This is a genomic window from Streptomyces chryseus (assembly GCF_014650755.1).
Lineage (GTDB): Bacteria > Actinomycetota > Actinomycetes > Streptomycetales > Streptomycetaceae > Streptomyces > Streptomyces chryseus.
Genome location: NZ_BMVO01000001.1, coordinates 970,226 through 995,213, shown reverse-complemented (window position 1 = coordinate 995,213; position 24,988 = coordinate 970,226). Strand labels below are relative to the sequence as shown.

Genomic DNA, 24,988 nt, shown 5'->3' with positions numbered 1-24,988 from the left:
CGCCGACGCCGCGGCCCCCACCCGCCGGGCCGCGCGGGTGGGGGCCTCGACGCGCCGGACGCGGGACCTACGGGGTCACGACTCCTCCGCCGGGACGCCGGGGGCTCGCGGCCCTTCGGGCCCTGGCGGCTCGTGCTGCCGTGGCAGCGCCCGGCGGGTACGGGCCGGGGAGAGGGAGACGGGCAGGAAGGCCGTCGCGAGGAAGACCCCGCCCACCCACAGGGTGGCGCGTACGCCCGCCACTTCGCCCAGCAGGCCCGCCACGGCGGCGCCTACGGCGAGTGCGCCGGTGAGCAGGAAACCGACGCCCGGCGCGCGCCACCGTGTCGCCGCGACCCCGGCGAGTACGACGGCCGCCCCGGCGAGGACGCGCGGCCCTCGCCGTGGTGGTCCGGCCGGGCGGCTGGACCCACGAGGGGGTGCGCCTCGTCCATCTGCTCGACGTACCCCTACCGCGCCGTCCTCCCCGCAGGGCACCCGCTGGCCGCGAAGCGGGTGCTGGACCTGACCGGCCTCGCCGACGAACCCCGGGTCCGCGGCGACGGCCCCGGCCCCTGCCTGGACCCCGTGATCGAAGGCTGCGCGGCGGCGGGCTTCAGCCCGCACTTCGTGGCCCGGAACCGGTCAGGGTGATCCAGGCGCGGTACGGGAGGCATCGGCAGGCCGCCCCGCCCTCCGGTCCCTGCTCACGGCCCTGCGGGACGTGGCTCCGCGCTGACGGCCCGAAATCCGCCGCAACAAGAAACAGCCTCCCGCAGGGGAGGGTGGTGGGCGCCCCCGGCAGGACTCGAACCTGCGGCCAAGCGCTTAGAAGGCGCCTGCTCTATCCACTGAGCTACGGGGGCCGGATCACGGCCTCGGCGGCCTGGGGCCCCGGTCGGGCGGGGTCCTGGACCTTGCCGGGGACAAGGATAGGGCTCCGATCACCTTGGGCCGGTTGCTTCACCTCCGTGGCACGATGTGGAGGTTCGGTGAAGCGAACCCGATAATCGCAGGCGAGTGCGAATCGCGCACCGCTTTTGGCGTCCCGCGCCCCGGGTGTTGTGCACTCGTTATGCCTGCGCCCCACTCGTACCGTCTGTCCGCCACCGCCAATCGGTGCGCCCCAGCGCGCAGAGGGGCCTTTAGGCTTCTAAAAGACGTCAAAATTGGGCATTCTTCGCATGTGGTGACCTTGGACGCACGGCCTCAGCTGATCGACGCACTCTCCGCCCTGCGCGACCGTGTCGCCGCCGTGCGCCTCCCGCTCCCCCTACCAGGGGCCCCACGCGCCCGGCAGGCACGTACCGAGCTGCTCGCGCAGCTCGACGACTATCTGCTGCCACGGCTGAAACAGCCCGAAGCGCCCCTCCTCGCCGTCATCGGCGGCTCCACCGGGGCCGGCAAGTCCACCCTCGTCAACTCCCTCGTCGGCCGGCGCGTGAGCGAGGCGGGCGTACTGCGCCCCACCACCCGCACCCCCGTGCTGGTGTGCCACCCGGACGACCACCACTGGTTCGCCAACCTGCGCGTACTGCCGCAGCTCACCCGCGTCTGGCTGCCCCGGCAGGATGGCGACGAGGAGGCGCCGATCGAGGCGCCGGAGCCCGGCAAGGGCGGCGCGGACACGCTCCGGATCGAGACCGCGGGGACGCTGCCGCGCGGTCTGGCCCTGCTCGACGCGCCCGACATCGACTCGCTGATCGCCGGCAACCGGGGGCTCGCCGCCGAGCTGATCTGCGCCGCCGACGTGTGGGTGATGGTGACCACCGCCTCCCGGTACGCCGACGCCGTGCCCTGGCACCTGCTGCGCACCGCGAAGGAGTACGACGCCACCCTCGTCACCGTCCTCGACCGGGTCCCCCACCAGGTCATCGGCGAGGTGTCGCGGCAGTACGCCGCGCTGCTCACCAAGGCCGGACTGGGCGACGTACCCCGCTTCACCATCCCCGAGCTGCCCGAATCGGCCGGCGGCGGGACCGGCCTGCTGCCCTCCACCGCCGTCGAGCCGCTGCGCACCTGGCTGGCGCACCGGGTGCACGACCCGGCGGCCCGCCAGCAGGCCGTCGGCCGTACCGCCACCGGCGTCATCGAGTCGCTCAACGCCCGGATGCCCGAGCTCGCCGGGGCCGTCGCCGCCCAGTACGCCGCCTCCGTACGGCTGACGGCGCACGTCGAGGAGGCGTACGAGAAGGAGGGCGCCCGGGTACGCGGCAGGCTCCGGCGCGGCGCCGTCCTGTCCGGCGACGCGCTCACCCGCTGGCGCGGGTATCCGCTGGACAGTTCGGCGGGTGAGCTTCTCGACTCGCTCGTCGCGAGCCTCACGGCGCTGCTCCAGTGCGCCGTGGCCGCCGCCGACGAGCATGTGCACGAGGCGTGGCGGCGCGAGCCGGCCTCCGACGCCGTGGCGTTCGCGATCCCCGACCGGGAGGCCGGCGAGCGGATCGGGGTGACCGCACGGCGCTGGCGCCGGGTACTGGAGGAGCTGGCCGAGGAGGAGGTGCGGGACCTCGAACGGCCGCCCGCGCCCGACGCCGAGACCGTCGCCGCCCTGCTCGCCGCCGCGCTGCTGGGCGGCCGCCGGGCCCGCACCGCCGGGGAGCGGCTGGCCGAGCGGATCGGCGCCGTCGCCGCGACCCGGCTGCGCGACAAGGGCGGGGAACTGCTCACGACGTACATCGACCGCGTACTCAATACCGAGAGGGACCGCCGGCTCGCTCCGCTCGACGCCCTCGCGGTGACCCCGGAGCCGCAGGCCGAGCTCATCGCCGCGCTCTCCGTGCTCCAGAAGGAGAAGTGATCGCAAACGTGACTGCTGTGACTGATGACACGGACGGCGTCGACGGCGCGGCGAGGGTCGACGGCGTGAGGGACGCGGGTGAGGTGCGCGGCGCCGGCGACGCCGAAGGGGCCGGCGCCCCGGACCCGGCGGACGGCGCGGCCGAGGGGCGCTGGGACGACGGGCTGATCGCCCGGCGCGCCGAGGGCGCGGCGGCGCGGGACGAGCGGGCCGTCCGGGCCCTGCGACCCGTGCGGCCGCCGTCCGAAGGGCCGCCGCCCGGCGGACAGCGGGAATCCCTCGACGAGTACGACGGCCTGCTGCCCGGCGGCGCCTACGGCGGGCGGCTGCGCGGACGCCTCGACGCCCTGCGCGAGCTGGTCGGCCTCTCCCGCACGCGCCTCGACGGAGGCACCCTCGCCGAGGCCGGCCGCGTGCTCGACGAGGCCGCGGCCCGCCAGCGGCTCTCCTCCCGCCACACCGTCGTCGCCGTCGCCGGCGCCAGCGGCAGCGGCAAGTCGACGCTGTTCAACGCGCTCGCCGGCGTCCAGATCTCCGAGACCGGGCTGCGCAGGCCGACCACCTCCGCGCCGATCGCGTGCAGCTGGACGGACGGCGCCGCCGGACTGCTGGACCGGCTCGGCATCCCCGGACGGCTGCGCCGCAGGCCGGCGCCGCCCGGCTTCCGCGACGAGGCGCTGAACGGGCTCGTGCTCGTCGACCTGCCCGACCACGACTCGGCCGCCACCGCCCACCGCGACCAGGTCGACCGGGTCCTCACGCTCGTCGACGCGGTGATCTGGGTCGTCGACCCGGAGAAGTACGCCGACGCCGTGCTGCACGAGCGCTACCTGCGGCCGCTCGCCGGCCACGCGGAGATCACCTTCGTGGTGCTCAACCAGGTGGACCGGCTGCCGGGCGACGCCGCCGACCTGGTCCTCGACGACCTGCGCAGGCTCCTCGACGAGGACGGCATGGCGCTCGGCGAGCACGGCGAGCCGGGCGCCACGGTCCTGTCCCTGTCCGCGCTCACCGGCGAGGGCGTCGGCGAACTGCGCGAGATGCTCGGCCAGTTCGTACAGGAGCGCGGGGCCCCAGCCCGCCGCCTGTCCGCCGACCTGGACGCCGCCGCGGCCCGGCTGCGCCCGGTGTACGTCGCCGACGGGCGGCGCCCGCCGGAGCTGGGCGAGCGGGCCCGGAACGACTTCACCGACCGGCTCGCGGAGGCGGTGGGCGCGGCGGCGGTGGGCGAGGCGGCGGAGCGGGAGTGGCGCAGGAACGCCGGCAAGTCGTGCGGGACGCCGTGGCTGAGGCTGTGGCGCTGGTACGAGGCGCACCGCGCATTGGGGTCCGGCATCGACCCGATCTCCGGGCGCACCCCGACCGAGGGCGAGGAGGAGGAGATCACCGCCCGCCAGCGCGTGGAGCAGGCCGTGCGTACGGTCGCCGACGAGGCCGCCGCCGGGCTGCCCGCCCCCTGGGCGCAGGCGGTGCGGGAGTCCGCGGTGCGCGGCGCGGCGGGACTCCCCGAGGAGCTGGACGTACTGGCGGTACGGGCCGGGCTGCCCCGCGGCAGGCCGCCGAGGCCCGCGTGGTGGCCGGCGGCGGTGCTGACGCAGGCGTCGATGACGCTGTTGCAGATCTTCGGCGGGCTGTGGCTGGTGGGTCAGATCGTGGGCGTGCTGGAGCCGCGGTTGCTGCCGCCCGTCCTGGTGATGCTCGCCGGCATCCTCGGCGGCCCGCTGGTCGAGTGGGCGTGCGCGGTGGCGGCCAGGGGGCCGGCCCGGCGGTACGGGCAGGACGCCGAGCGGCGGCTGCGGGAGGCGGCCGCCGGGTGCGGGCGGGCGCGGGTGCTGGATCCGGTGTCGGCGGAGCTGATGCGGTACTGGGAGGTGCGGGAGCAGTACGTGGCGGTGACGGGTTTGTCCACAACCGGCCGGTGATCCACAGGCGCCGGCGGCTGTGCCGCGTCCGGTCCAGCATGGAAGTCGGCCGGCCGCACGGGGCGGACCGGGACGGCGGAGGGCAGAGGGGGAGCCGGGATGAGCGACACCTGGGTGACGCTGGTGGGCAATGCCGCCACGGGAGTGGACTACCGGGACACGGCGGCGGGCGGTGTGGCGCGTTTCCGCTTCGCGGTGACGGCCCGCTTCTGGGACCGCCAGAAGGAGAGCTGGGCGGACGGACACTCCAGCTTCTACACGGTGTGGGCGCGGCGGTCGCTCGCCACGAATCTGGCCGGTTCGGTGTCCATCGGCGAACCACTGCTCGTGCACGGCCGGTTGCGGGTCCGCGACGAGGAGAAGGACGGGCAGCGCAGATTCTCGGCGGACATCGACGCGCTGGCGGTCGGTCACGACCTGACGCGCGGTACGTCCGCGTTCAGACGGGTGGTGAGAGGAGACGCGCCACTGACACGGCGGGCGGTGACGGAAGCAGACAACCCGGCCGATTCGCACGGGGATTTGTCGACAGAGCCGGTGCGTACAGGCGATGGGCGATAACGATTCCGATTCGGAATGGCTATCTGACGGTATGACAGGGGGCTGTCGATCGTCGCGTCCCTAGGATTTCCGGATACTCACGGGGCACTTGAGTCTGCCGGCGAGGCGCTCCCCCCACAGTCGCACCAGCGAAAGGGCCTCGCCCGAAGGGGAATTCTGTGTTTTCTGCTTTCTCTGCGTTCTCTGTACGCGGGCGGGGCTCGGCCCGCCTGACCGCGGCGGCCCTGGCTTCGGGGCTCCTCGCCGCGGGGGCGCTGGCCGGGGCGGCACCGGCCGCGGCGCAGGAGGCACCGCAGCACCAGGGCGGTGCGGCGGCCACGCTCGACGGGCTGAAGACCTACGACAGGGCCGTCCTGCGCACGGAGGGCGGCGACCAGCAGATTCCCGCCGGCCTGTTCGAGATGACCGTCGACGGCGGCGGCACGCTCAAGACGTACTGCGTCGACGCCCACCGCCCGACGCAGGAGCAGGCGAAGTACCTGGAGACCTCCTGGGACCAGACCTCGCTCGGCACCAACCGGGACGCCGGCAAGATCCGCTGGATCCTGGAGCACTCGTACCCCCAGGTGAACGACCTGAGCGCGCTCGCCAAGCGGGCCGGCGTCGACTCCCTCACCGAGCAGACCGCGGCCGCCGGCACCCAGGTGGCGATCTGGCGGTACTCCGACCACGTCAAGGTCGACGCCCTCGACCCGAAGGCGGAGAAGCTCGCCGACTTCCTGGAGAAGAACGCGCGCGGCGCCGCCGAGCCCAGAGCCTCCCTGACCCTGGAGCCCAACGCCGTCTCCGGCAAGGCCGGCGGGAAGCTCGGCCCCGTCACCGTCCGCACCAACGCCGACCGCGTCACCGTCGCCCCGCCCGCCGACGCCGCCAGCGGCGTCGAGGTCGTCGGCAAGGACGGCAAGCCCGCCACCACCGCGGTCAACGGCGGCGAGCTGTACTTCGACGTGCCGGCCGACGCGGCCGACGGCTCGACCGCGCTGACCGTCCAGGCCACCACCTCGGTGCCGGTCGGCCGGGCCTTCGCCGGGGTCACCCGGAGCCAGACCCAGATCCTGGCCGGCTCCAGCGAGTCGACCGTCTCCGCCACGGCGAGCGCCACCTGGGCGAAGAAGGGCGCCATCCCCGCGCTCTCGGCCGAGAAGAACTGCGCGAAGGGCGGCGTGGACATCACCGCCGCCAACAAGGGCGACGAGCCGTTCACCTTCGAGCTCATGAGCGTCGAGCACACCGTCCCGGCCGGCCAGTCGCGGACCGTCACCGTCCCGGTCCAGGAGGACCAGGCGTACGACTTCACCATCGAGGGCCCCGGCGGCCTGAAGAAGAGCTTCAAGGGCATCCTCGACTGCGAGACCTCCGGCGCCACCGGCGCGGCAGCCGGACCCGGCGCCGGCACCCTGGACCAGCCCGGGAACCGGCCCGGCCCTGCCACGGCCGGTGAGACCCCCCTCGCCGTCGACGGCCCCGACCTCGCCGAGACCGGCAGCTCCAACGCCACGCCCATGATCCTCGGCATCGCGGTCGCCTTCGTCGTCCTCGGCATCGCGGCGGTCCTCTTCGTCCGCAAGAAGCAGCCCGCGTCCGACGACGAGTAGCGGCCGCGACGAGCGGCGACGCCCGGTCACCGGGCGATCACGACGGCCCCGGCGCGCCTTGGCGCACCGGGGCCGTCACCGCACGCGAGGCCATACCCGTTTCCGTCCCGGGGTGGACGTCAGGCAAGATGGGGTGTATCTGCCCACACATCGATTGCCGGACGGTTTCTCTTGGCTGAGTACATCTACACGATGCGCAAGACGCGCAAGGCGCACGGCGACAAGGTGATCCTTGACGACGTCACGCTGAGCTTCCTGCCGGGAGCGAAGATCGGTGTGGTGGGTCCCAACGGTGCCGGTAAGTCCACGGTGCTGAAGATCATGGCCGGACTGGAGCAGCCGTCCAACGGTGACGCGTTCCTGTCGCCCGGCTTCAGCGTCGGCATCCTCATGCAGGAGCCGAAGCTCGACGAGTCGAAGACCGTTCTGGAGAACGTCCAGGACGGCGCTGCCGAGATCATGGGCAAGCTCAAGCGCTTCAACGAGGTCGCCGAGCTCATGGCGACCGACTACTCCGACGCGCTGCTCGAAGAGATGGGCAAGCTCCAGGAGGACCTCGACCACGCCAACGCCTGGGACCTCGACGCCCAGCTCGAGCAGGCCATGGACGCGCTGGGCTGCCCGCCCGGCGACTGGCCCGTCACCAACCTCTCCGGTGGCGAGAAGCGCCGTGTCGCGCTCTGCAAGCTGCTGATCGAGGCGCCCGACCTGCTGCTCCTCGACGAGCCCACCAACCACCTCGACGCCGAGTCGGTGAACTGGCTGGAGCAGCACCTCTCGAAGTACGCGGGCGCCGTTGTCGCCGTCACCCACGACCGGTACTTCCTGAACAACGTCGCCGAGTGGATCCTGGAGCTCGACCGCGGCCGCGCGATCCCCTACGAGGGCAACTACTCGACGTACCTCGACAAGAAGTCCGCCCGCCTCAAGGTCGAGGGCCGCAAGGACGAGAAGCGTCAGAAGCGGCTCAAGGAAGAGCTCGAGTGGGTCCGCTCCAACGCCAAGGGCCGCCAGACCAAGTCGAAGGCGCGTCTCGCCCGGTACGAGGAGATGGCCGCCGAGGCGGACAAGATGCGGAAGCTGGACTTCGAGGAGATCCAGATCCCGCCGGGCCCGCGCCTGGGCTCGGTCGTCGTCGAGGTCAACAACCTCTCCAAGGCGTTCGGTGACAAGGTCCTGATCGACGATTTGTCCTTCACGCTGCCGCGCAACGGCATCGTGGGCGTCATCGGCCCGAACGGTGCGGGCAAGACGACCCTGTTCAAGATGATCCAGGGTCTGGAGACGCCGGACTCCGGCGCGATCCGGGTCGGCGAGACCGTCAAGATCTCGTACGTCGACCAGAACCGCTCCAACATCGACCCGAAGAAGTCCCTCTGGGCCGTCGTGTCGGACGAGTTGGACTACATCAACGTGGGCCAGGTCGAGATGCCTTCGCGGGCGTACGTCTCCGCGTTCGGCTTCAAGGGCCCTGACCAGCAGAAGCCGGCCGGCGTCCTGTCCGGTGGTGAGCGCAACCGCCTCAACCTGGCCCTGACGCTCAAGGAGGGCGGCAACCTGCTGCTCCTCGACGAGCCGACGAACGACCTGGACGTCGAGACCCTGTCGTCGCTGGAGAACGCGCTGCTCGAGTTCCCGGGCGCGGCCGTGGTCATCTCCCACGACCGCTGGTTCCTGGACCGGGTCGCGACGCACATCCTCGCGTACGAGGGCGAGTCGAAGTGGTACTGGTTCGAGGGCAACTTCGAGTCGTACGAGAAGAACAAGGTCGAGCGGCTCGGTGCGGACGCGACGCGTCCGCACCGAGCCACGTACAAGAAGCTGACGCGGGGCTGATCTTGTCGCGTCACATCTACCGCTGCCCTCTGCGCTGGTCGGACATGGATGCCTTCGGGCACGTCAACAACGTCGTCTTCCTCCGGTACCTGGAGGAAGCGCGGATCGACTTCATGTTCCGGCTGGCGCCGGGGGACGGTTCGCCGTCGTTCGCGGGCGGGTCCGTGGTGGCCCGGCACGAGATCGACTACAAGCTGCCGCTGGTCCACCGGCACGAGCCGGTGACCATCGAGTCCTGGGTCACGAAGATCGGCGCCGCGTCGCTGACGATCGCGTACGAGGTCAAGGACACGGACGCCGACGGCGCCGAGCGTGTGTACGTGCGCGCCTCGACGGTCGTCGTGCCCTACGACCTCGAAGCGGCGCGGCCGCGCCGGATCTCGGCGGAGGAGAAGTCGTTCCTCCTGGAGTACCTGGACGACGGCGACGCCGGCCGGGCCGGCCGGCGGGAACCGCGGGGGGCTGTCGCCGCATGACGGCGCTCGGGCGGCGGCTGGTGCTCGCCGACGCGGGGGAGGCGGCCGATCTCGCCGCCTTCCTCGGACGGCTGATCCATTACGACCGGGCCGCGGCGGTGCGACTTCAGGCGGGCACCGGGGCGGTGGCCGTTTTCGGACGGCCGCCGTCGTTCGAGGTGCTGGCCGTGCGCACGTCCCGGCTCGCGGTCGGCGTCACGGCCGGGGGCGGCGCCGGCGGCCGTGCCGGTGCGGACGAGGACGGTACGGGCGAGCTGGACGTCACCGTCTCCGCCGGGGAGCTTCTCGAAGGCATCGACGAGGGCACCGGCGCGGTCCTGGTGCCGCGGGCGGTGACCGGCCCGCCGTGGGCCGGGGTGCTGCCGCCCCGGGGCGGATGGCGGCAGGTTCCCGGGCTGCCGGGAACCGACGCCATGCGCGCGGTCGTCGCCGCCGCCGTCGCCGAGTTCCGCGCGCGGGACGAGGCATTGGCCCCGGAGGACCGGACGCGGGCAGCCCGGGACCGTGTCGGCCGCGAGATCTGGTCCCGCACGCTGGCCGACACGGAGCTGCCCCTGCGGGCGGTGCACGCCGCGCACTCGCTGGGCTTCCTGCGCCCCGGCGCGGATCCGGCGGCGGTGGCACTGCTGTCGGCCGCGGGCTGGCTGCGCCTGCGTACCCCGTACGGCTCGGTGGCGGTACGCCGCGCCGGGCTCGGGGTGCTCCCGGTGGCTCCGGTGTAGGTGGGGCCGTCGTCGCGGGCCGGTGCGGGTGCGGGCCCGAGCCGTCCGGCGGGATGCGAGCGGCTCGGCTGCCCGGAACCCGGCGGGCCCGTCCGCCGGACGGCCGCGACGCCCCCCCCGGGTGCGACTGGGCCGGTCGTTGCCCCGCCGGATCGACGATGTGGTCCTCGGGGGACGCGCCGCCGGGAACGGCCGTGCGCCCGCAACAGGGCACCCTCGTCGGCCCGTTCGGCGCTCAGGAGCCGGGTGGCGAGGAGAAGCGCGGACGTGACGCGATCGTGACGGATTCCAGTCGCCGGCCACCGCGACGCGGGTCGGCCTCGGTGTTCAGCCGTCGGTGTTGAGCATCGACGCGGCGGCGTACGTGAGGTAGTTCCACAACTGCCGCTCGTGCTCCTCGGACAGACCGATGTCGTCGACGGCGACGCGCATGTGCCTGAGCCAGGCGTCGTGCGCGGCCTTGTCGACGGTGAACGGCGCGTGCCGCATCCGCAGGCGCGGGTGGCCCCGGTTGTCGCTGTACGTGCGGGGCCCGCCCCAGTACTGCATCAGGAAGAGGGCGAGCCGCTCCTCGGCGGGTCCCAGGTCCTCCTCCGGGTACATGGGCTTGAGCAGCGGGTCCTCCGCGACTCCCTGGTAGAACCGGTGCACCAGGCGCCGAAAGGTCTCCTCGCCGCCGACCTGCTCGTAGAAGGTCTGCTCCTGAAGCGTGCCGCGCGGAATCTCTTTCACGCGTCCATCGTCTCAGACGGACCGGCCGACGACCTAAGGACTAGGACCGGCCGCCCGCTGTTCCCGGCCACCCCACCGTCCCCGGCGCCTCCAGCCGCTCGCCCGGCGGCCCGCGCCGCGCGACAGTGGGCGTATGGGCGCACCTCACACGGACATGTACGCCGAGGCCCGGGCCGCGCTGGTGGCGGAGATGGCGGCGGCCGGGGTCCTCGACGACCCCGCCTGGCGCGCGGCCTTCGCCGAGGTGCCGCGGCACCTGTTCGTGCCGTACTTCTTCGTCAACGGCCCGGCCGGCCACGAGCGGCTGTGGGGTGAGGACCGCGATCCCCGGCGGCGGGAGCGGTGGCTGCGCGGGGTGTACTCGGACACGCCGCTGGCCACGCGCATGCGCGGCGGCGAGCTGGTCTCCTCCAGCAGCCAGCCCTCGCTGATGGCGGGGATGCTGGACGAGCTGCGCGTACGGGACGGGCACGCCGTGCTGGAGATCGGCGCGGGCACCGGCTACAACGCGGCGCTCCTCTCGCACCGCCTCGGCGACGAGCTGGTCACCACCGTCGACCTCGAACCGGAGATCACCGAGTCGGCGCGCGGTCATCTGGCGGCCGCGGGCCACCACCCGGCGGTCGTCACGGGCGACGGCGCGCTCGGGTGTCCCGCCCGGGCCCCGTTCGACCGGATCATCGCGACCTGCGCCCTGCCGTCCGTGCCGCGCGCCTGGATCGCGCAGTGCCGGCCGGGCGCGCGGATCCTGGCGCCGCTGGCGACCGGGCTGATCGCCCTGGACGTACGGGACACCGCGCACGCCGAGGGACGCTTCCTGCACACCCCGGCGTACTTCGTCCCGTTGCGCGGCGCGGTGGGGGAGGGCCCGCCCCGGCACGTGGGCGGGCTGCCGCGGCGGGTGCTGGAGAACGACCTCTTCCGCTTCATGCTGGCCCTGACCGCGGGCGGCCTGGACCCGCACGAGGCGCTGACCCTGTGGCACCGGGAGCAGCGGCCCGCGCGGGAACGCTTCGGCGTCACGATCACCGAGGACGGCGAGTGGGCCTGGCTGGACGACCCCCGGGGACCGTACGCGTGGCCGCTGCCGGGGCGCGGCGCGGGGGCGTAGGAGCGGGTCGCCGGGCGGCTGGATCCGCCCCGGCCCCGGGGAGGGGCCGGGACTCCGGGCCGGGCTAGCCCCTTCGTACCGTGATCGTCGTCCACGCGCCCACGTGGACGCGGTCGCCGTCCTGGAGCGGGACGGGGACGTAGGGCTGGATCGGGTCCTCGGCGCCGTTCACCGTGGTGCCGTTCGTCGAGTTCTGGTCGACGACCGCCCAGGAGCCGTCGGGCTGCTGGACCAGGACCGCGTGCTGGTGCGAGACGCCCGGGTCCTCCGGGGGCACGGCCAGGTCGATGTCGGGCGCCTCGCCCGTGCTGTGGCGGCGGCGGCCGATGGTGACCTGGTTGCCGGTGAGCGGGCGCTGCTGCTCGGGCGAGTACGCGGGCAGGTTGAGGCCCGCGGCGTCGGGGCCGCTGCGCTGCATCATCGCCATGAAGTACTCACGGTCCGGGCCCACGGTCGCCGTCCAGCCGGCCGGCGCGGGCGCCTGCCCCGGGTACTGCTGCTGAGGCGGCTGCGACTGCTGGGGTGCCTGCTGCTGGAACGACGGCGGCGGGCCCGGCTGCTGCCGAGACGGCGGGGGCAACATCCAGTCGTCGTCGCCGTTGCGGTCCCGCTGCGGGGGCGCCAGCGGCTGCTGGTGCTGTGGCGGCGGCGCGGGCGGTGCCTGCTGCTGGAACGACGGCGGCGGGCCCGGCTGCTGCTGGAACGGCGGCTGCTGGAAGGCCTGCGGCGGCGCCTGCCGCCCCGACTGCTCGGGCGCCAGCGGCTCGGCCGGCCGGTTCATCTGCGACGGGCGCGAGCCCTGGTACTCGTACGGCGGCGGGCCCTGCGGCTGCCCCTGGGGCCGCGCCTGGAAACCGGGCGGCAGGTTGAGGCCGGGAGCGGGACCGGAGTTCTGCGGGGCCACGGGCGTGTAGGAGGTCGCTGTGTTCGTGAGGTAGTTCCAGCGGCACTCCTCACAGAACGGAGCCATCGCCTCGCGCGGCGTGCGGCACTGCGGGCAGATCTCCGCCTGGGCGGTGGCGTCGGGCCCGGGCGGCGGGAAGCCGTAACCGGAACCGGGAGCGGAGGCGGGCCCGGGACCAGGGCCGGGACCCTGCGGGTAGCCATAACCGGGAGCGGGGGGCGGCGGCGGGGGAGGCGGCGGCACGGCGCCGGCCATGCGGTGGCCGCAGACCTCGCACCAGTCGTCGGAACCCGACTGGTGTCCGTTGGGGCAGGTCGGCATGTCGGCGCTTCCCCCTCTCTCGTCCGGCCCGAAGGCCGCAAATCGGTACTTCTCGCAGCTTTTTGGTTACTTCTTGACGCGAACTGTCTTGGTGGAGCGCGTTTCGAGGGTCATCTCGTCCGCCTCCGCGACCTTCGCCTTGAGTCGCACAGTACCGGTCGTCGCGTCGACGACGTCCACCACCTTCGAAAGGAGTTTCGCGGTGTCCGCGTTCCCCGAGGCCGCCGCCAACTGCACCGCACGGCCCAGTTTGGCCGTGGCTCCGTCGAAATCACCGGACTTGCGTGCTTCGATCCCCTGTTGGATGACATGGGCCAGTTCGGCCTGGCCTGTGTAGTGCGCCACCTGCGGGTTGATGGACGTGGAGGCGACCATGTCGTCCGTCCACACCGCCCGTACGAGCCCCTGGGAGAGCGTCTGCGGCGTACCGCCCGGCGGGTCGGGCAGCACGAGCGAGACGCGGGCCGCGAGCATCTCCTGGCCGACACCGGCTTCCGGGACCCGTACGCACACGTGGTAGTCGCGGGACTCGTCGCCCCAGGAGCCCGTCGGGTAGTCCCCGGCGCGCGGGCCGGCCTCGGTGCGGCGCCCGGTCAGGTCCTCGACGGCCGGTGCGACCTGCTTCACGAACCTGATCTCCGCGCCGACGGGCGTCCACAGCCGCAGCGCCACGTCCGCGACCTCCTTGCCCATCGCCTTGCGCATCATCTGTGTGAAGTCCGCCGCGAGGCCGCTGGGGTCGGCGACGATGTCGGCCGTGCCGAGCAGCGCCGAGGCGATGCCCGTGACCTCTTTCACGTCCCAGTCCGTGCCGACGCCGCGCGCGTCACAGGTGAAGCGGCCCGCGCAGGCTTCGAGCGCGTCCCGCAGGTGCTTGGGCGACTCGTGCTCGTTGCGTCCGTCGGTCAGCAGGACGCCGTGCCGGATCGGCACGTCGGCCCGGGCGAGCAGCTGGTCGGCGAGCCGCAGCCAGGTGCTGATCGCCGTGCCGCCGCCCGCGGTCAGCCGGTACAGGGCCTCCTTGGCCTGCGCCCTGGTCGCCTCGCTCGCGGTCGCGAGGCGTCCGTCGCCGGGGTAGACCTCCTTGGCCTGGTGCGTACCGCTGACGACGGCGAAGGCGACACCGTCGCGCAGGGTGTCGACGGCGGCCGCCGTCGCCTCCCGCGCGTTGCGCATCTTGGTCGGCGGGTACTCCATCGACCCCGAGCAGTCGACCATGATCACGACGGCGGCGGCCGGCCCGGGCCCCTGTCCCGCCGGTATGTACGCGGGCGAGGCCCCGGCTCCGGCGAGCAGCGCGGCGGCCCCGCTCGTGCCGCCCCCGGTGGAGGTCACCGTGACGATCGCGTTGACCTCGCGCCCGCCCTCCGGCAGGTACTCGTTCTGGTAGACGTCGACGGAGAACTGCGGCACGCGCGACTTGGAGAAGTTGGCCATGGTCAATCGGCTCCTCAAGACGGACGGACTCGCTCCCCGCCCCTCCGTACGAGAGGCGGTGCGGGTGGTCGAGGCGGTGAGTGAGTGACGGGTCTGGTCGGGGAAGCGGGGGGCCTTACGCCGTGCCGTAGGCCGATCCTGCCCCTTGCTCCGGCACGGCGAACGGCAGCACGGCCACTGTTACGTTGTCGTGGCCCCCGCCGTCGAGCGCGTGCCCCACCAGCACCTGGGCGCAGTGCAGCGGACGGGCCGCGGCGTCGGCCGGCGCGGCCAGCGCCATCTCGTGGGCCGCCTCCGCGTAGTTCCACAGGCCGTCGGTGCACACCACCACCACGCCCGGCCGGTCCGGCTTGAACGAAGCGGTGTGCGGCTCCAGTTCGTACGCGTCGGCGCCGAGCCAGCCGGTGATCGCGTGGGCGCGCTCGTCGGCGTACGCCTCCGCCTCGTTCATCAGGCCCGCGGCCACCATCTGGGCCGCCCACGAGTCGTCCTCGGTGAGCCGGGCGGGCGGCGCGGTGCGGTCGTCGGGGACCCAGTAGACGCGGCTGTCGCCGACCCAGCCGACGACGAGCAGACCGCTCGCCACGATCGCGCCGACCAGCGTGCAGGCCGGTGCGTTCGTGTGCCGGTGCGGATCGTGCTCCGGGCCCTGGTCCGGGTCGGCGGCCAGGAGGTTGACCGACTCGGCCGCCGCGACGATCGCCTCGTGCATCGCCTGCTGCGGATGCGTGCCGCGCGGCAGGGCATCCAGCAGGGCCTCGTTGGCGGCGGTCGCGGCGGCTGCCGACGCCTCGTCGGGGCGGGTCGCCGACGACACGCCGTCGCAGACGATCGCGACGACGGCGGGCGAACCGTCGGGCAGGGCCGCCGCCGAGACCGCGAACGCGTCCTCGTTGCGGTGGTGGCGCAGCCCACGGTCGCTGACGGCGGCGACCGCGTCCAGCTCCTGCTCCGTGTGGTCGCGCTCGCGGGGCTGCGCGTGGCCGCAGTTCTCGCAGTAGCCGTCCGGGTCGATCCGGCCGGTGCGGCACGCGACGCACACCTTCGCGGCCGGGCCGGCGGCGGGCGCCGGCCCGGGGGCGGCGGAGCGGGGGTCGGCGGGCGGCGGCTCCGCCTCCGGTCGCGCGGGTACGGGCCCGGGGGCCGCGAGTTCGAAGTCGTCGATGCCCGGCGCGGGCGCGCCCCGGGGCGGATCGTCGTACCGGACGGCCGGGGGCGGCGGCGCGGTGCCGGGCCCCACGGCTGCGCCCGTCCCGGGCGGCACGGTGATGGCCACCGTGGGGTGGTCCACGGGCGGCTGCGCCAAGGCGGACAGGTCGTACCCGCACGCGCCGCAGAACAAGTCCCCGGGCTCCAATGGCTCTTCACAGCCGGGGCAGGTCGGCTCAGCAGGCGGCCGGCGCATCTGCGACATCTTTCACACCCAGGTCCGGGGGCGGAAACGGTTTGCCCGTTCCACCAGGTCGATCCTCTCCTCGCCGCGCTGCGCGAGCCGGGCGAGCACCCGGTACGAGCGTTCCAGACCGAAGCGCAGTCCGCGCTCGTCCAGTCGGCTGCCGAGCAGCGCGGTCTGCGCGGGGCGAGCCCCGTGCCCACCGGAGAGTACCCAGTCCAGCGCGGTGCCCAGCACCTCGGTGGCCAGCTGCTCCCGGCGTACCGCGTCGAGTCCGAAGTGCTCCAGGGCCTCCACCTGGGCGGCCGCCGCCGTCAGGTCGTCGATGAGCTCCTCCCGCGCGGCGCGCCGGCGAAGGCGCGCGCGTACGGCGGCGACCCGGGCCGCCGTGTAGTGGATCGACGCCTCCGGCACGGACTCCAGCGTGCGCACGGCGCTGGGCCGGTCGCCCGCCGCGAGCTGGACGCGGGCGAGGCCGAACGCGGCGCTGACGTAACTCGGGTCGGTCGCCCAGACGAGGCGGTAGTACTCGGCCGCGTTGTCGAGCTGCCCGAGCACCTCGGCGCACACGGCCAGCGCGAGCTTGGGCGCGGCCTCGCCGGGGAACGCGTCGTACACGGCGTCGAAGGACAGGGCGGCGTCCTCGTGGTCCCCCGAGACGAGGGAGGCGACGCCCCGGTACCAGACGACCCGCCAGTCGTCGGGGTGCTGGAGCTCCAGCGTGCGCAACGCCTCGGCCGCCACGCCCCGTTCGTCCATCTCCAGCCGGGCCCGCAGCTCGCGCAGCCGGCGCTCGACGGAGTCCGCGGGGGCGGCCTGGAGCGCGGCGACGAGCTCCGCCGGCGCGGACGCCAGCAGACCCGCGAGGAAACCGGCGTTGGGGTCGTCCGGGTCGACCCGCGGCACGGGCAGCGCGAGCGCGGTCGGCGCCGTCTTCAGGGGCGCGAGGTAGGGCGACAGCGCCGGTACGCCGCCGGGCCCGACGCCGGGAGCGGCCCCCGGCGGTGCGACGGCCCCGGGCACGGTCACGGGCGCGGGCACGGCGGCCTGCGTGGCGGGGTGGGGCGCCCCGGCCCCGCCGCCACCGGGCAGGGGCGGTGCGCCGCCGGGCCGCCTGCCCGCTCCGGCGTGGGCGCCGTCGTACGGGCCCGACCGGGTGGGGTCGCCGCCGATGGTCCCGGAGGCCGATGATCCCGTACCCCCCGCTCCGTACGCCCCGCCGCCCAGCGGTGAAGCGCCGGTGTGCCCGCCGGTGCCGCGCCCCGGGGCGCCCGCGACGGCGTACCCCTGGGGCACACCGGGCAGGACGCCCGCCGAACCGGGCCCCGCGCTCTGCGCCGGCACGACGGCCGGCACCCCCGGCCCACCGACCGGGGCCCCCGCCGCCGCGCGCCGCGCCCGTCGTCCCGCCGGGGCCGACCGGCCGCCCAGCAGCGAGACGTCGCCCGTCAGCTCCGCGAACAACTGGGTGTCCGCGACGCGCAGTTCCGGGCCGAACAGCGTCGAGAGCGCCGGGCGCGGGCGGCCCGTCTGGACCGCCACGACCTCCCGCAGCACGCCCGTCAGCTGCTCCGCCATCTCCGCCGCCGACGCGAACCGCCGTGCCGGGTCCGGGTCGGTCGCCCGGACCAGCAGCCGGTAGAACGACTCGTACCGCTGGAAGACCTCGATGTGGCCGGGGTCGGGCAGGCTGTCCACGAAGACGTTCGTGTACCCCTGGAAGTCGAAGGTCAGCACGGCCAGCGTGCGCGCCACCGTGTAGAGGTCGGAGGCGACCGACGGGCCGACCTCCGCGACCTCGGGCGCCTGGTACCCCACCGTGCCGTAGATCGCGCTCTCGTCGTCGTCCATCCTGCGGACCGCGCCCATGTCGATGAGCTTCAGCTGGTCCTGCTGCTGTATGGCGTTGTCGACCTTGAAGTCGCAGTACAGCAGGTTGCGGCTGTGCAGGTGCCCCAGCGCCTCCAGCGCCTCGATGCCGTACGCGCACGCCTGCTCGACCGGCAGCGGGTCCCGCCGGCCCGTCGCGCCGCGCCGCTCGTTGGCGATCTCCTTGAGCGACTTGCCGCCGACGTACTCCATGACGATGTAGCCGTCCATGGAGCCGGTGCGCTGGTCGAGGTGCTCGACGAAGTTGTAGATGCGGACGATGTTGGAGTGCTCGATCTCGGCGAGGAAACGCCGCTCGGAGATCGCCGCCGCCATCGCGTCCTGGTCACCCGTGTCCAGCAGGCCCTTGAGGACGACCCACCGGTCCGACACCGCGCGGTCGACCGCCAGGTAGACCCAGCCGAGCCCGCCGTGCGCCAGGCAGCCCATCACCTCGTACTGGCCGTGCACGATGTCGCCCGCGCCCAGCTTCGGCACGAAGGAGTACGGGTGGCCGCACTTGGTGCAGAAGCCCTCCGTACGCCCCTTCCGGTCCCCGCGCGAACGCCCCACCGGGGCCCCGCAGTCGGAGCGGGAGCAGAACCGCTTGCGTTCCGGGACCTCCGAGTGCGCCATCACCGCGGACTGCGGGTCGGGGCGCGGCACGTCCGGGACGGAGACCAGGCCGGCGCCCAGCCGGTTGCGCCCGGACGCGCCCGACGACGCACCGGAACTGCGGACCGAGACCGACCGGGACGCGGACGGGCCCGACAGGGAGCGGGACAGCCGGCCGGAGACCGAGCGGCGCGACGTCGAGGACCGCGACGAGCGGGAGGAGGAGCGGGACGAGGCGCCCGAACCGCTGCGCGCGGACGAACTGTCGCCGCCGCGCCCGCCGGCCGCGATGCCGGTCGGCGGGGACGAGAGCATCCCCTCCCCGAGTTCCGGACCGCTCCCGGACACGGGTGACCCCGTGGGCGGGACGACCGGCGCGAGACCGCAGGTGTCGCAGTAGAACTCACCGCCGCCCATGTCCTCGTACGTGCCCTCGCACCCGGGGCGCCGGCACTGGCTCATGAGGGGCTCCCCGTGTGATCGCTGGGCCCGCTCCGTCGCGGAACCAGAACCTCCGCCGCTGCCTGCTGGTACCGCAGGACCGCCTGCTCGGCGACCCGCAGGTCGCACGGCGCGCTCCACAGCATGCGGCGGGCAGCGTCGTACCGCTCGATCAGCAGCGGGTCCTCCGCCATGCCGTGCCGGGCGACCTTCGCCTTGTACGCGTCGAGCCGGCCCCGCAGCTCGGCCCGCACCGCCAAAGGCGCGGTCACGGCCGTCAACGACTCACGGGCCCGCAGCAGTTCGTCCTCCGCCTCGCGCTCCAGGGACTCCAGGAGCGGCGACAGCCGGTGCCACTGCGCGTGCCTGCGGTAGTCGGCCGCCAGCACCAGCTGCTCCTGGAGCGCGGTCGGCGGACCCCCGACCGCCGGCACCTCCGACGCCGCGATCTTCGCCAGCACCTCGCCGCGCGCCGACCTCGCCTCGGTCAGCGTCCGGTCCGCGCGCGAGAGCACGTCACGCAGCCGCACCAGCCGCTGCTCGGCGTCCTGCCGTACGGTCAGGACCGCGTCGATCTCGCGCCGCACGTCCTCCAGGGCGCGGGCCGCCCGGTCGTAGCGCTCGGTGTCGGGACGGCCGCCGCCCGGGGCCGAACTGCCCAGCCCCGGCCGCCAGAACGCGAGCGGATCGGTCACCACCTGGGTGCGCAGCGCCTTCAGCTCGTGGGTGATGTCCTCCAGGTCGTCGCCCGACGGATGCTCACCGGGCCGTACGCCGACGGAGTGCGCCAGCGAGCGGGTGCGCTGGAGCTCTGCCGCGAGCAGGTCGATGCGGGCGGGCAGCGCGGACCACACCGCGTCCGCCGTCACGACCATGTCGAGGGACCGCGCGTACAGGTCGTTCATCCGCGACACCAGCGCCGCCAGGGTGATGTGCTCGGAGAGCTTGGCGGGGCCGGTGATCGACGGCTGGGTGTGGGAGGACGGGCCGCCCGCCACGGTCACGCTCTCGCCGCGCAGGATGTCGGTCAGCTCGCTCAGGTCCGTACGGCTGGGAAAGCGCCGCCGGGCCCGCAGTTCGCGGGCGGCGCGCAGGGCGGCGCTGTACGTGTCGAAGTACGACCACAGCAGGGTGATGGCCGGCTCGGTGGCGTTCCAGCGGTCCAGCGTGACGCCGGTCAGCTCGGCGCCCTCCAGCAGCCTGCGGCCCGCGTGGTCCTGGAGCGCGAGGAGCGAGGTCTCGATCGCCTCGTACTCCGCGCCGAGCCGTGCCAGCGCACGGTCCACCTCGTCCCGGTCCATCACCGGCCCGGTGGCACCCGCCGCCACGCTCATCGATCACCTCTCCGCTCTTGTGTGTTCTCGATGTGCAGCGATGTACTGCGATGCACTGCCTGTCTCGTTCTGCCCAGGATCCAACCGGCTCAATTGTCGCGGTACTTGGGCTCCGGGGGCTTTTTGATCCCCGGGAGGTCGTCCTTCAGCCATTTGCCGTACGCCTTCATCCACCGGCCGTCCTCCCCGCCCTCGCGGTACTCGTCCAGGACGTGGTTCAGGCGGCGGACCAGGTCGTCGTTGCCGAGCTTCGTCGCCACGCCGTAGTACTCCCGGGTGAACGGTTCTCCTTTGAGCTCGACCGCCGGGTCCTGCGCGGCCTGGCCGGCCGCCAGCGCGTTGTCCGTCACCACGGCGTCGACCTCGCCGAGCTGGAGCCGCACCAGGCAGTCCAGCTGGTTGGACACGGTCAGCCCCTCGAACTTCGCGCCGAACGACTTGGCCGCCAGCGCGTCGTACGCCGTGGAGCCCTTCGCCGTGCAGATCCTCTTGCCGGCGAGCGAGGCGTCGTAGCCCTTGACCGTCGACTCCTTCGGGGCCAGCACCTGCTGTCCCGCCTCGAAGTACGCGGTGGAGAACGCGACGTCCTTGATGCGCGCGCAGTTGACCGTCATCGTCCTGACGACGACGTCGACCCGGTCCTCCTGGAGCGCGAGGACGCGCTGGTTGGTCGGTATGGCCCGGTAGACGACCTTGTCGGGGTCGCCGAGGATGTCCTGGGCGACGGCGCGCACCAGGTCGATGTCGAAGCCTTCGAGGTCACCGGTGGCCGGATTGCGGTAGCCCCAGCGGAAGCTGTTCTGGTCGACGCCCGCGATCAGCTTGCCCCGCGCCTTGATCTTCTCCACGGCGGGCCCGTCCGCCTCCGACGGCGGCAGGCTGGCCTCCGGGTCCTCGCAGGTGTCCGCCCGCGCGGCGACCGCGCGTGCCACGCCCTGCCCGGCGGCGTCCGGGCCCTGCCCGTCGCCGGCGCCGCGGGAGAGCGGCAGCAGCGTCACCGCGGCCGTCAGCGCGCAGGCGGCGGCCATCCCGGCCACTCCGCCCCAGCCGCGCAGCCTGCTGCCCGTGCCGACGTACCGGCTGCCCGACCTGGTCACCGCGCCTCCTCCCACCCGTGTCACCTGTACTCCGAAAGCCTGCGCCCGATGCCGAGCACGGCACCCGCCGCGCCCACGACCGCCAGGATCGCGGCGCCCAGTGGCAGTCCGGTGAGCGCGCCCCGGCCGCCCTCGGCCGCCCGGGTGAACTCCGCCTGCTCGTGGGCGAGGGCCTTCTCCAGCGCCGCGTCCACCCCGTTGAAGCACTCGCCGGTGGAGCCCTTGCCGCCGATGACCTTCGCCAGCGCGCCCTCGTAGTCACCGCCGTCGTCGGTGGCGCGGGCGGCGGTGTGCCGCTTTCGCCACTCGTCGGCCTTGGCGGTCGCGTCCGTCACGGGCAGGCCGCCCTGCGGGTCGTCGGCGAGCGCGCGCGCCTGGGCGAGGCGCCGGCCCAACGCCTTCATGCCGTCGGCGTACTGCGATTCGTACAGGTCGCGCTTGCCGTCGGCGGCCAGTACGGCGCCGCGCGCGACCAGGGTGAGGTTCTCGTTGGCGCGGGCGTTGAGGGAGCTGATGCGCGCGTCGTTGAGGACTTCGAGCGACTCCTGGCCGTGGGCCATGGCGTCCTCCAGTTCGGCCCGTGCCACGACGTGACCGATGCCGAGCCAGAGCAGGACGACGGCTGAGGCGACGCTCGCGGCCAGCAGACCGTGGTTGAACACCCGGTTGGTCCGCAGGTACGTGCGCCGCTGGGCCCAGCCGAGACCGGCCAGCGCCAGCACGCCGAGCCCCAGCCCGACGAACGGCCAGGCGCGGGCCTCGTCGTAGTCCTCCCCGAGCGTGCTCGTCTCCGCCGTGTAGAGCCGCTCGGCGGCGGGCAGCAGCTTGGTGGTCATGCGCTCGTTCGCGTACCGCAGGTAGGCGCCGCCGAGGGGCAGGCCGAGGCGGTTGTTGGCGCGGGCTCGTTCTACCAGGCCCGTGTACTGGGGGAGTTGCGTGTTCAGGGCGGCGATCTCGCGCCCGGACGCGCTGGTGCTCTCCGTATGCGTCGCGGCCTTCGCGAGCAGCGCGGACGCGGTCGCGATGTCGTCCTCGTACCGCTCGCGCAGGTCCTGTGGTTCCTGGGCGCCGGCGAGGAACCCGCTCGCGGCGGCGGAGTCCGCGTCGGCGAGGGACCGGTAGATGCTGGCGGCGTCGGCGCTCAGGGGCTGGCTGCGGGTGACCACGTTGCCGGCGGCGGTCGCGCGGTCCGAGATCTCCCACGCGGTCACCGCGCCGAACGCGACGACGAGGGCGGCGACCAGGGCGCCGATGACGCGCAGCCGGCCGGGTTCGGTCGTGGCGCCGGCGCGCAGCCGGTCCACGCCTTCCGCCCATGCGGTGCGCGTGGGCGGTCGCGCCTCGCGCACAAGCGGCGGGTGTGCCACGTGACCTCCCCCTCGGTCATCGACGGTCTGCCGTGCCCGGCAAGCAGTATGGCCGCAGGGGCCGGTATCCACACCAGGATTGGCCGGATCCCGCGTCGATCAAGGCCGCGCCCACGCTGAACTCCCCCTCATGTATACGCAGCGGCCCCGCCCGTGGTTCCCCTTCCCCCTCTCTGCGGGGAGGGGACAGCGCCGCAGGCGACCGCACCCACCACACCCCCGCACCGCCCCCCACCCCTCCCGCTTACGCGTAACGCGCCCGCAACCGCGCGGCCGCCCCCTCCGGGGCCGAGGTGCGGTCCAGGCCCAGGAGGGCCGCTCCCAGGACCGGCGGCGCCGTCACCACGCGCAGTACCGCCTTCGGCGCACGGTCCGCCATCAGCGCCGCGACGCGCCCGTCCAGCTCCGGGTGCCGGGCCGCCAGGACACTGCCGCCCAGCACCACCGGTGCCTCCTCCCCGAGCAGGTCGAGGCGGGCCAGCGCCACCGTGGCCATGGCGACGACCTCGTCGGCCTGGCGGTGCACGATCGCCCGGGCCACCGCGTCCCCCGCCGCACTGACCGCGAAGAGGACCGGCGCCAGTTCGTGCCGCCGCCCCGGCGCGACGCGCCCGAGGTGCAGCGCCTCGATCAGCGCGTACATCGACGGCAGCCCGAAGTGCGCCGGAAGCGCGTGCGCCAGCTCCGTGGGCTCGCCCCGCCCGTCCTCCGCCCGGGCCGCCCACCACAGCGCCTCGTCCGCCAGCCCCCCGCCGCCGCCCCAGTCGCCGGACAGCCGGCCGATCGCGGGGAACCGGGCGGTGCGCCCGTCGGGCAGCATGCCGACGCAGTTGATGCCGGCCCCGCACACCACCGCCACCCCGCGCGGCTCGTCGACCCCCGCCCGCAGGACCGCGAAGGTGTCGTTGCGGACCTCCGTCGTACGCCCCCACCCGCGCGCGTGGACGGCCTCGCCCAACCGCGCCTCCTCCACCGGCAGATCGGCGTTGGCGAGGCACGCGGAGACATGCCCCGTGCCCGTCACCCCGGCCTGCGCCAGTGCCCGCTCGACCGTCCGGGCCAGCGCGTCGACCGCCGGCCCGACCCCCACCACCGGCGGCTGGAAACCCCCGCCGCGCGCGGTGGCCAGGACCGACCCGTCGGCCCCCACCACCGCCACGTCCGTCTTGCTGTTGCCCGCGTCGATGGCGAGAACCGCCGCACTCACGCCCACGCCAGGTGCTCCCGGTTGTGCGCGATCAGCCGGTCGGTGAGCCCCTCGGCGTACTCGAACTGGCCGATCAGGGGGTGCGCGAGCAGCGCCTTGAAGACGCGGTCGCGTCCGCCCCGCAGCGCCGCCTCCAGCGCCAGGTCCTCGTACGACGTCACGTTCGCGACGAGCCCCGCGTACAGCGGGTCCAGCGCCGGCACGGCCAGCGGCGTCGCGCCCGTCCGGTCCACCCGCGCCTGGACCTCGATGACCGCGTCGTCGGCGAGGAACGGCAGCGTGCCGTTGTTGTACGTGTTCACCACCTGCACCGGGCTGCCGCCGTCGCCCAGCAGCGACGCCGCCAGGTCCACCGCCGCCTCCGAGTAGAACGCGCCGCCGCGCTTCGCGAGCAGGGCCGGCTTCTCGTCCAGCGCCGGGTCGCCGTACAGGGACAGGAGTTCCGCCTCCATCTTCGCCACCTCCGCCGCCCGCGACGGCTTCGTGCCGAGCTCCCGTACCACCTCGTCGTGCGCGTAGAAGTAGCGCAGATAGTACGAGGGGACGACACCGAGGCGGTCCAGCACCGCGCGCGGCAGACGCAGGTCGTCGGCGATGGCGTCACCGTGCTGGGCGAGCAGCTTCGGCAGCACGTCCTCGCCGTCCGCGCCGCCGAGCCGCACCCCCAGCTCCCAGCTGAGGTGGTTGAGGCCCACGTGGTTCAGGTGGACGTCGGTGGGCGCCACCTCCAGCAGCTTCGCGAACTTCCGCTGGAGGCCGATCGCCACGTTGCACAGCCCGACCGCCTTGTGCCCGGCCTGGAGCAGCGCCCGGGTCACGATGCCGACGGGGTTGGTGAAGTCGATGATCCACGCGCCCGGGTTGGCGCGGCGTACCCGCTCCGCGATGTCCAGGACGACCGGGACCGTACGCAGCGCCTTCGCGAGGCCGCCCGCGCCCGTCGTCTCCTGCCCGACGCAGCCGCATTCCAGCGGCCACGTCTCGTCCCGGTCGCGCGCCGCCTGGCCGCCGACCCGGAGCTGGAGCAGCACCGCGTCGGCGTCCGCGACGCCCGCGTCCAGGTCGGAGGTGGTCGTGATGCGGCCGGGGTGCCCCTGCCGGGCGAAGATGCGGCGGGCGAGGCCGCCCACCAGGCCGAGGCGGTCGGCGGCCGGGTCGACGAGGACGAGCTCCTCGATCGGCAGGGTGTCCCGCAGACGGGCGAAGCCGTCGATCAGTTCCGGGGTGTAGGTGGAGCCGCCACCCACTACAGCGAGCTTCATGCCAGTC

At 74.0% G+C, this 24,988-nt stretch carries 19 protein-coding genes and 1 tRNA gene; 9 read left to right on the top strand and 11 right to left on the bottom strand.

Annotation, left to right across the window (positions count from 1 at the left end; all coding sequences use genetic code 11):
• Positions 1-132: 132 nt before the first annotated feature.
• Entirely contained in the window at positions 133-633 is a 501-nt protein-coding gene (locus tag IE185_RS04540; protein ID WP_189714634.1) for a type 2 periplasmic-binding domain-containing protein, read from the top strand.
• 139 nt (positions 634-772) lie between these two features.
• Here IE185_RS04540 and IE185_RS04535 read toward each other — a convergent pair.
• Positions 773-845: transfer RNA gene (locus IE185_RS04535), tRNA-Arg, on the bottom strand.
• A 329-nt stretch (positions 846-1,174) separates the two neighbouring features.
• Here IE185_RS04535 and IE185_RS04530 point away from each other — a divergent pair.
• From IE185_RS04530 to IE185_RS04500, 7 genes are all read left to right on the top strand, one after another.
• On the top strand, positions 1,175-2,779 hold the full coding sequence (locus IE185_RS04530; RefSeq protein WP_138894123.1) for a dynamin family protein: 1,605 nt from the start codon (positions 1,175-1,177) through the stop codon (positions 2,777-2,779).
• 8 nt (positions 2,780-2,787) lie between these two features.
• A complete protein-coding gene (locus tag IE185_RS04525) occupies positions 2,788-4,701 on the top strand; it encodes a YfjP family GTPase (protein ID WP_373303680.1) in 1,914 nt (637 codons plus the stop codon).
• 99 nt (positions 4,702-4,800) lie between these two features.
• The gene (locus IE185_RS04520; protein ID WP_138894122.1) at positions 4,801-5,262 is read left to right on the top strand and encodes a single-stranded DNA-binding protein; all 462 of its coding nucleotides are present in this window, start codon (positions 4,801-4,803) and stop codon (positions 5,260-5,262) included.
• 158 nt (positions 5,263-5,420) lie between these two features.
• Positions 5,421-6,857 (top strand): Cys-Gln thioester bond-forming surface protein, encoded by a 1,437-nt coding sequence (locus IE185_RS04515; RefSeq protein ID WP_170198253.1) that lies wholly within the window; start codon positions 5,421-5,423, stop codon positions 6,855-6,857.
• Positions 6,858-7,028: 171 nt separating this feature from the next.
• Positions 7,029-8,693: an energy-dependent translational throttle protein EttA gene (ettA, locus tag IE185_RS04510; protein ID WP_138894121.1), complete on the top strand. Its 1,665-nt coding sequence runs from the start codon at positions 7,029-7,031 to the stop codon at positions 8,691-8,693.
• Between the two features lie 2 nt (positions 8,694-8,695).
• Positions 8,696-9,169, top strand: coding sequence for an acyl-CoA thioesterase (locus IE185_RS04505; RefSeq protein ID WP_138894120.1), 474 nt, complete (start codon positions 8,696-8,698; stop codon positions 9,167-9,169).
• Entirely contained in the window at positions 9,166-9,891 is a 726-nt protein-coding gene (locus IE185_RS04500; RefSeq protein ID WP_138894119.1) for a DUF8185 domain-containing protein, read from the top strand. The genes IE185_RS04505 and IE185_RS04500 overlap by 4 nt, the downstream gene beginning before the upstream one ends.
• Before the next feature lie 327 nt (positions 9,892-10,218).
• On the opposite strand, the gene IE185_RS04495 is transcribed toward IE185_RS04500, so the two are convergent.
• Positions 10,219-10,623 carry a globin gene (locus IE185_RS04495; RefSeq protein ID WP_138894118.1) on the bottom strand — a complete coding sequence of 135 codons (405 nt, stop codon included), beginning with the start codon at positions 10,621-10,623 and terminating at the stop codon, positions 10,219-10,221.
• Between the two features lie 133 nt (positions 10,624-10,756).
• Between IE185_RS04495 and IE185_RS04490 the strand changes: the two genes are divergently transcribed.
• On the top strand, positions 10,757-11,734 hold the full coding sequence (locus IE185_RS04490) for a methyltransferase domain-containing protein (RefSeq protein WP_138906622.1): 978 nt from the start codon (positions 10,757-10,759) through the stop codon (positions 11,732-11,734).
• A 64-nt stretch (positions 11,735-11,798) separates the two neighbouring features.
• Here IE185_RS04490 and IE185_RS04485 read toward each other — a convergent pair whose 3' ends face one another.
• The 9 genes from IE185_RS04485 to IE185_RS04445 all read right to left on the bottom strand — a co-directional run bounded on the left by IE185_RS04485 (position 11,799) and on the right by IE185_RS04445 (position 24,981).
• Entirely contained in the window at positions 11,799-12,959 is a 1,161-nt protein-coding gene (locus IE185_RS04485; RefSeq protein ID WP_189714632.1) for an FHA domain-containing protein, read from the bottom strand.
• Positions 12,960-13,025: 66 nt separating this feature from the next.
• Positions 13,026-14,396 (bottom strand): vWA domain-containing protein, encoded by a 1,371-nt coding sequence (locus IE185_RS04480; protein WP_138899187.1) that lies wholly within the window; start codon positions 14,394-14,396, stop codon positions 13,026-13,028.
• 115 nt (positions 14,397-14,511) lie between these two features.
• A complete protein-coding gene (locus tag IE185_RS04475) occupies positions 14,512-15,810 on the bottom strand; it encodes a PP2C family protein-serine/threonine phosphatase (protein WP_189714630.1) in 1,299 nt (432 codons plus the stop codon).
• A 3-nt stretch (positions 15,811-15,813) separates the two neighbouring features.
• Positions 15,814-18,735, bottom strand: a complete 2,922-nt coding sequence (locus IE185_RS04470) for a serine/threonine-protein kinase (protein ID WP_138897527.1) — start codon at positions 18,733-18,735, stop codon at positions 15,814-15,816.
• Entirely contained in the window at positions 18,732-20,015 is a 1,284-nt protein-coding gene (locus IE185_RS04465; RefSeq protein ID WP_138897528.1) for a coiled-coil domain-containing protein, read from the bottom strand. Before IE185_RS04465 ends, IE185_RS04470 begins: the two co-directional genes overlap by 4 nt.
• Positions 20,016-20,137: 122 nt before the next feature.
• Entirely contained in the window at positions 20,138-21,145 is a 1,008-nt protein-coding gene (locus tag IE185_RS04460) for a glutamate ABC transporter substrate-binding protein (RefSeq protein ID WP_229843339.1), read from the bottom strand.
• Between the two features lie 20 nt (positions 21,146-21,165).
• Positions 21,166-22,512, bottom strand: coding sequence for a GlnX family signal transduction membrane protein (locus IE185_RS04455; protein WP_373303679.1), 1,347 nt, complete (start codon positions 22,510-22,512; stop codon positions 21,166-21,168).
• 244 nt (positions 22,513-22,756) lie between these two features.
• The gene (locus IE185_RS04450) at positions 22,757-23,725 is read right to left on the bottom strand and encodes an N-acetylglucosamine kinase (protein ID WP_189714628.1); all 969 of its coding nucleotides are present in this window, start codon (positions 23,723-23,725) and stop codon (positions 22,757-22,759) included.
• The gene (locus tag IE185_RS04445) at positions 23,716-24,981 is read right to left on the bottom strand and encodes a 6-phospho-beta-glucosidase (protein WP_138898473.1); all 1,266 of its coding nucleotides are present in this window, start codon (positions 24,979-24,981) and stop codon (positions 23,716-23,718) included. The genes IE185_RS04450 and IE185_RS04445 overlap by 10 nt, the downstream gene beginning before the upstream one ends.
• Positions 24,982-24,988 lie beyond the last annotated feature (7 nt).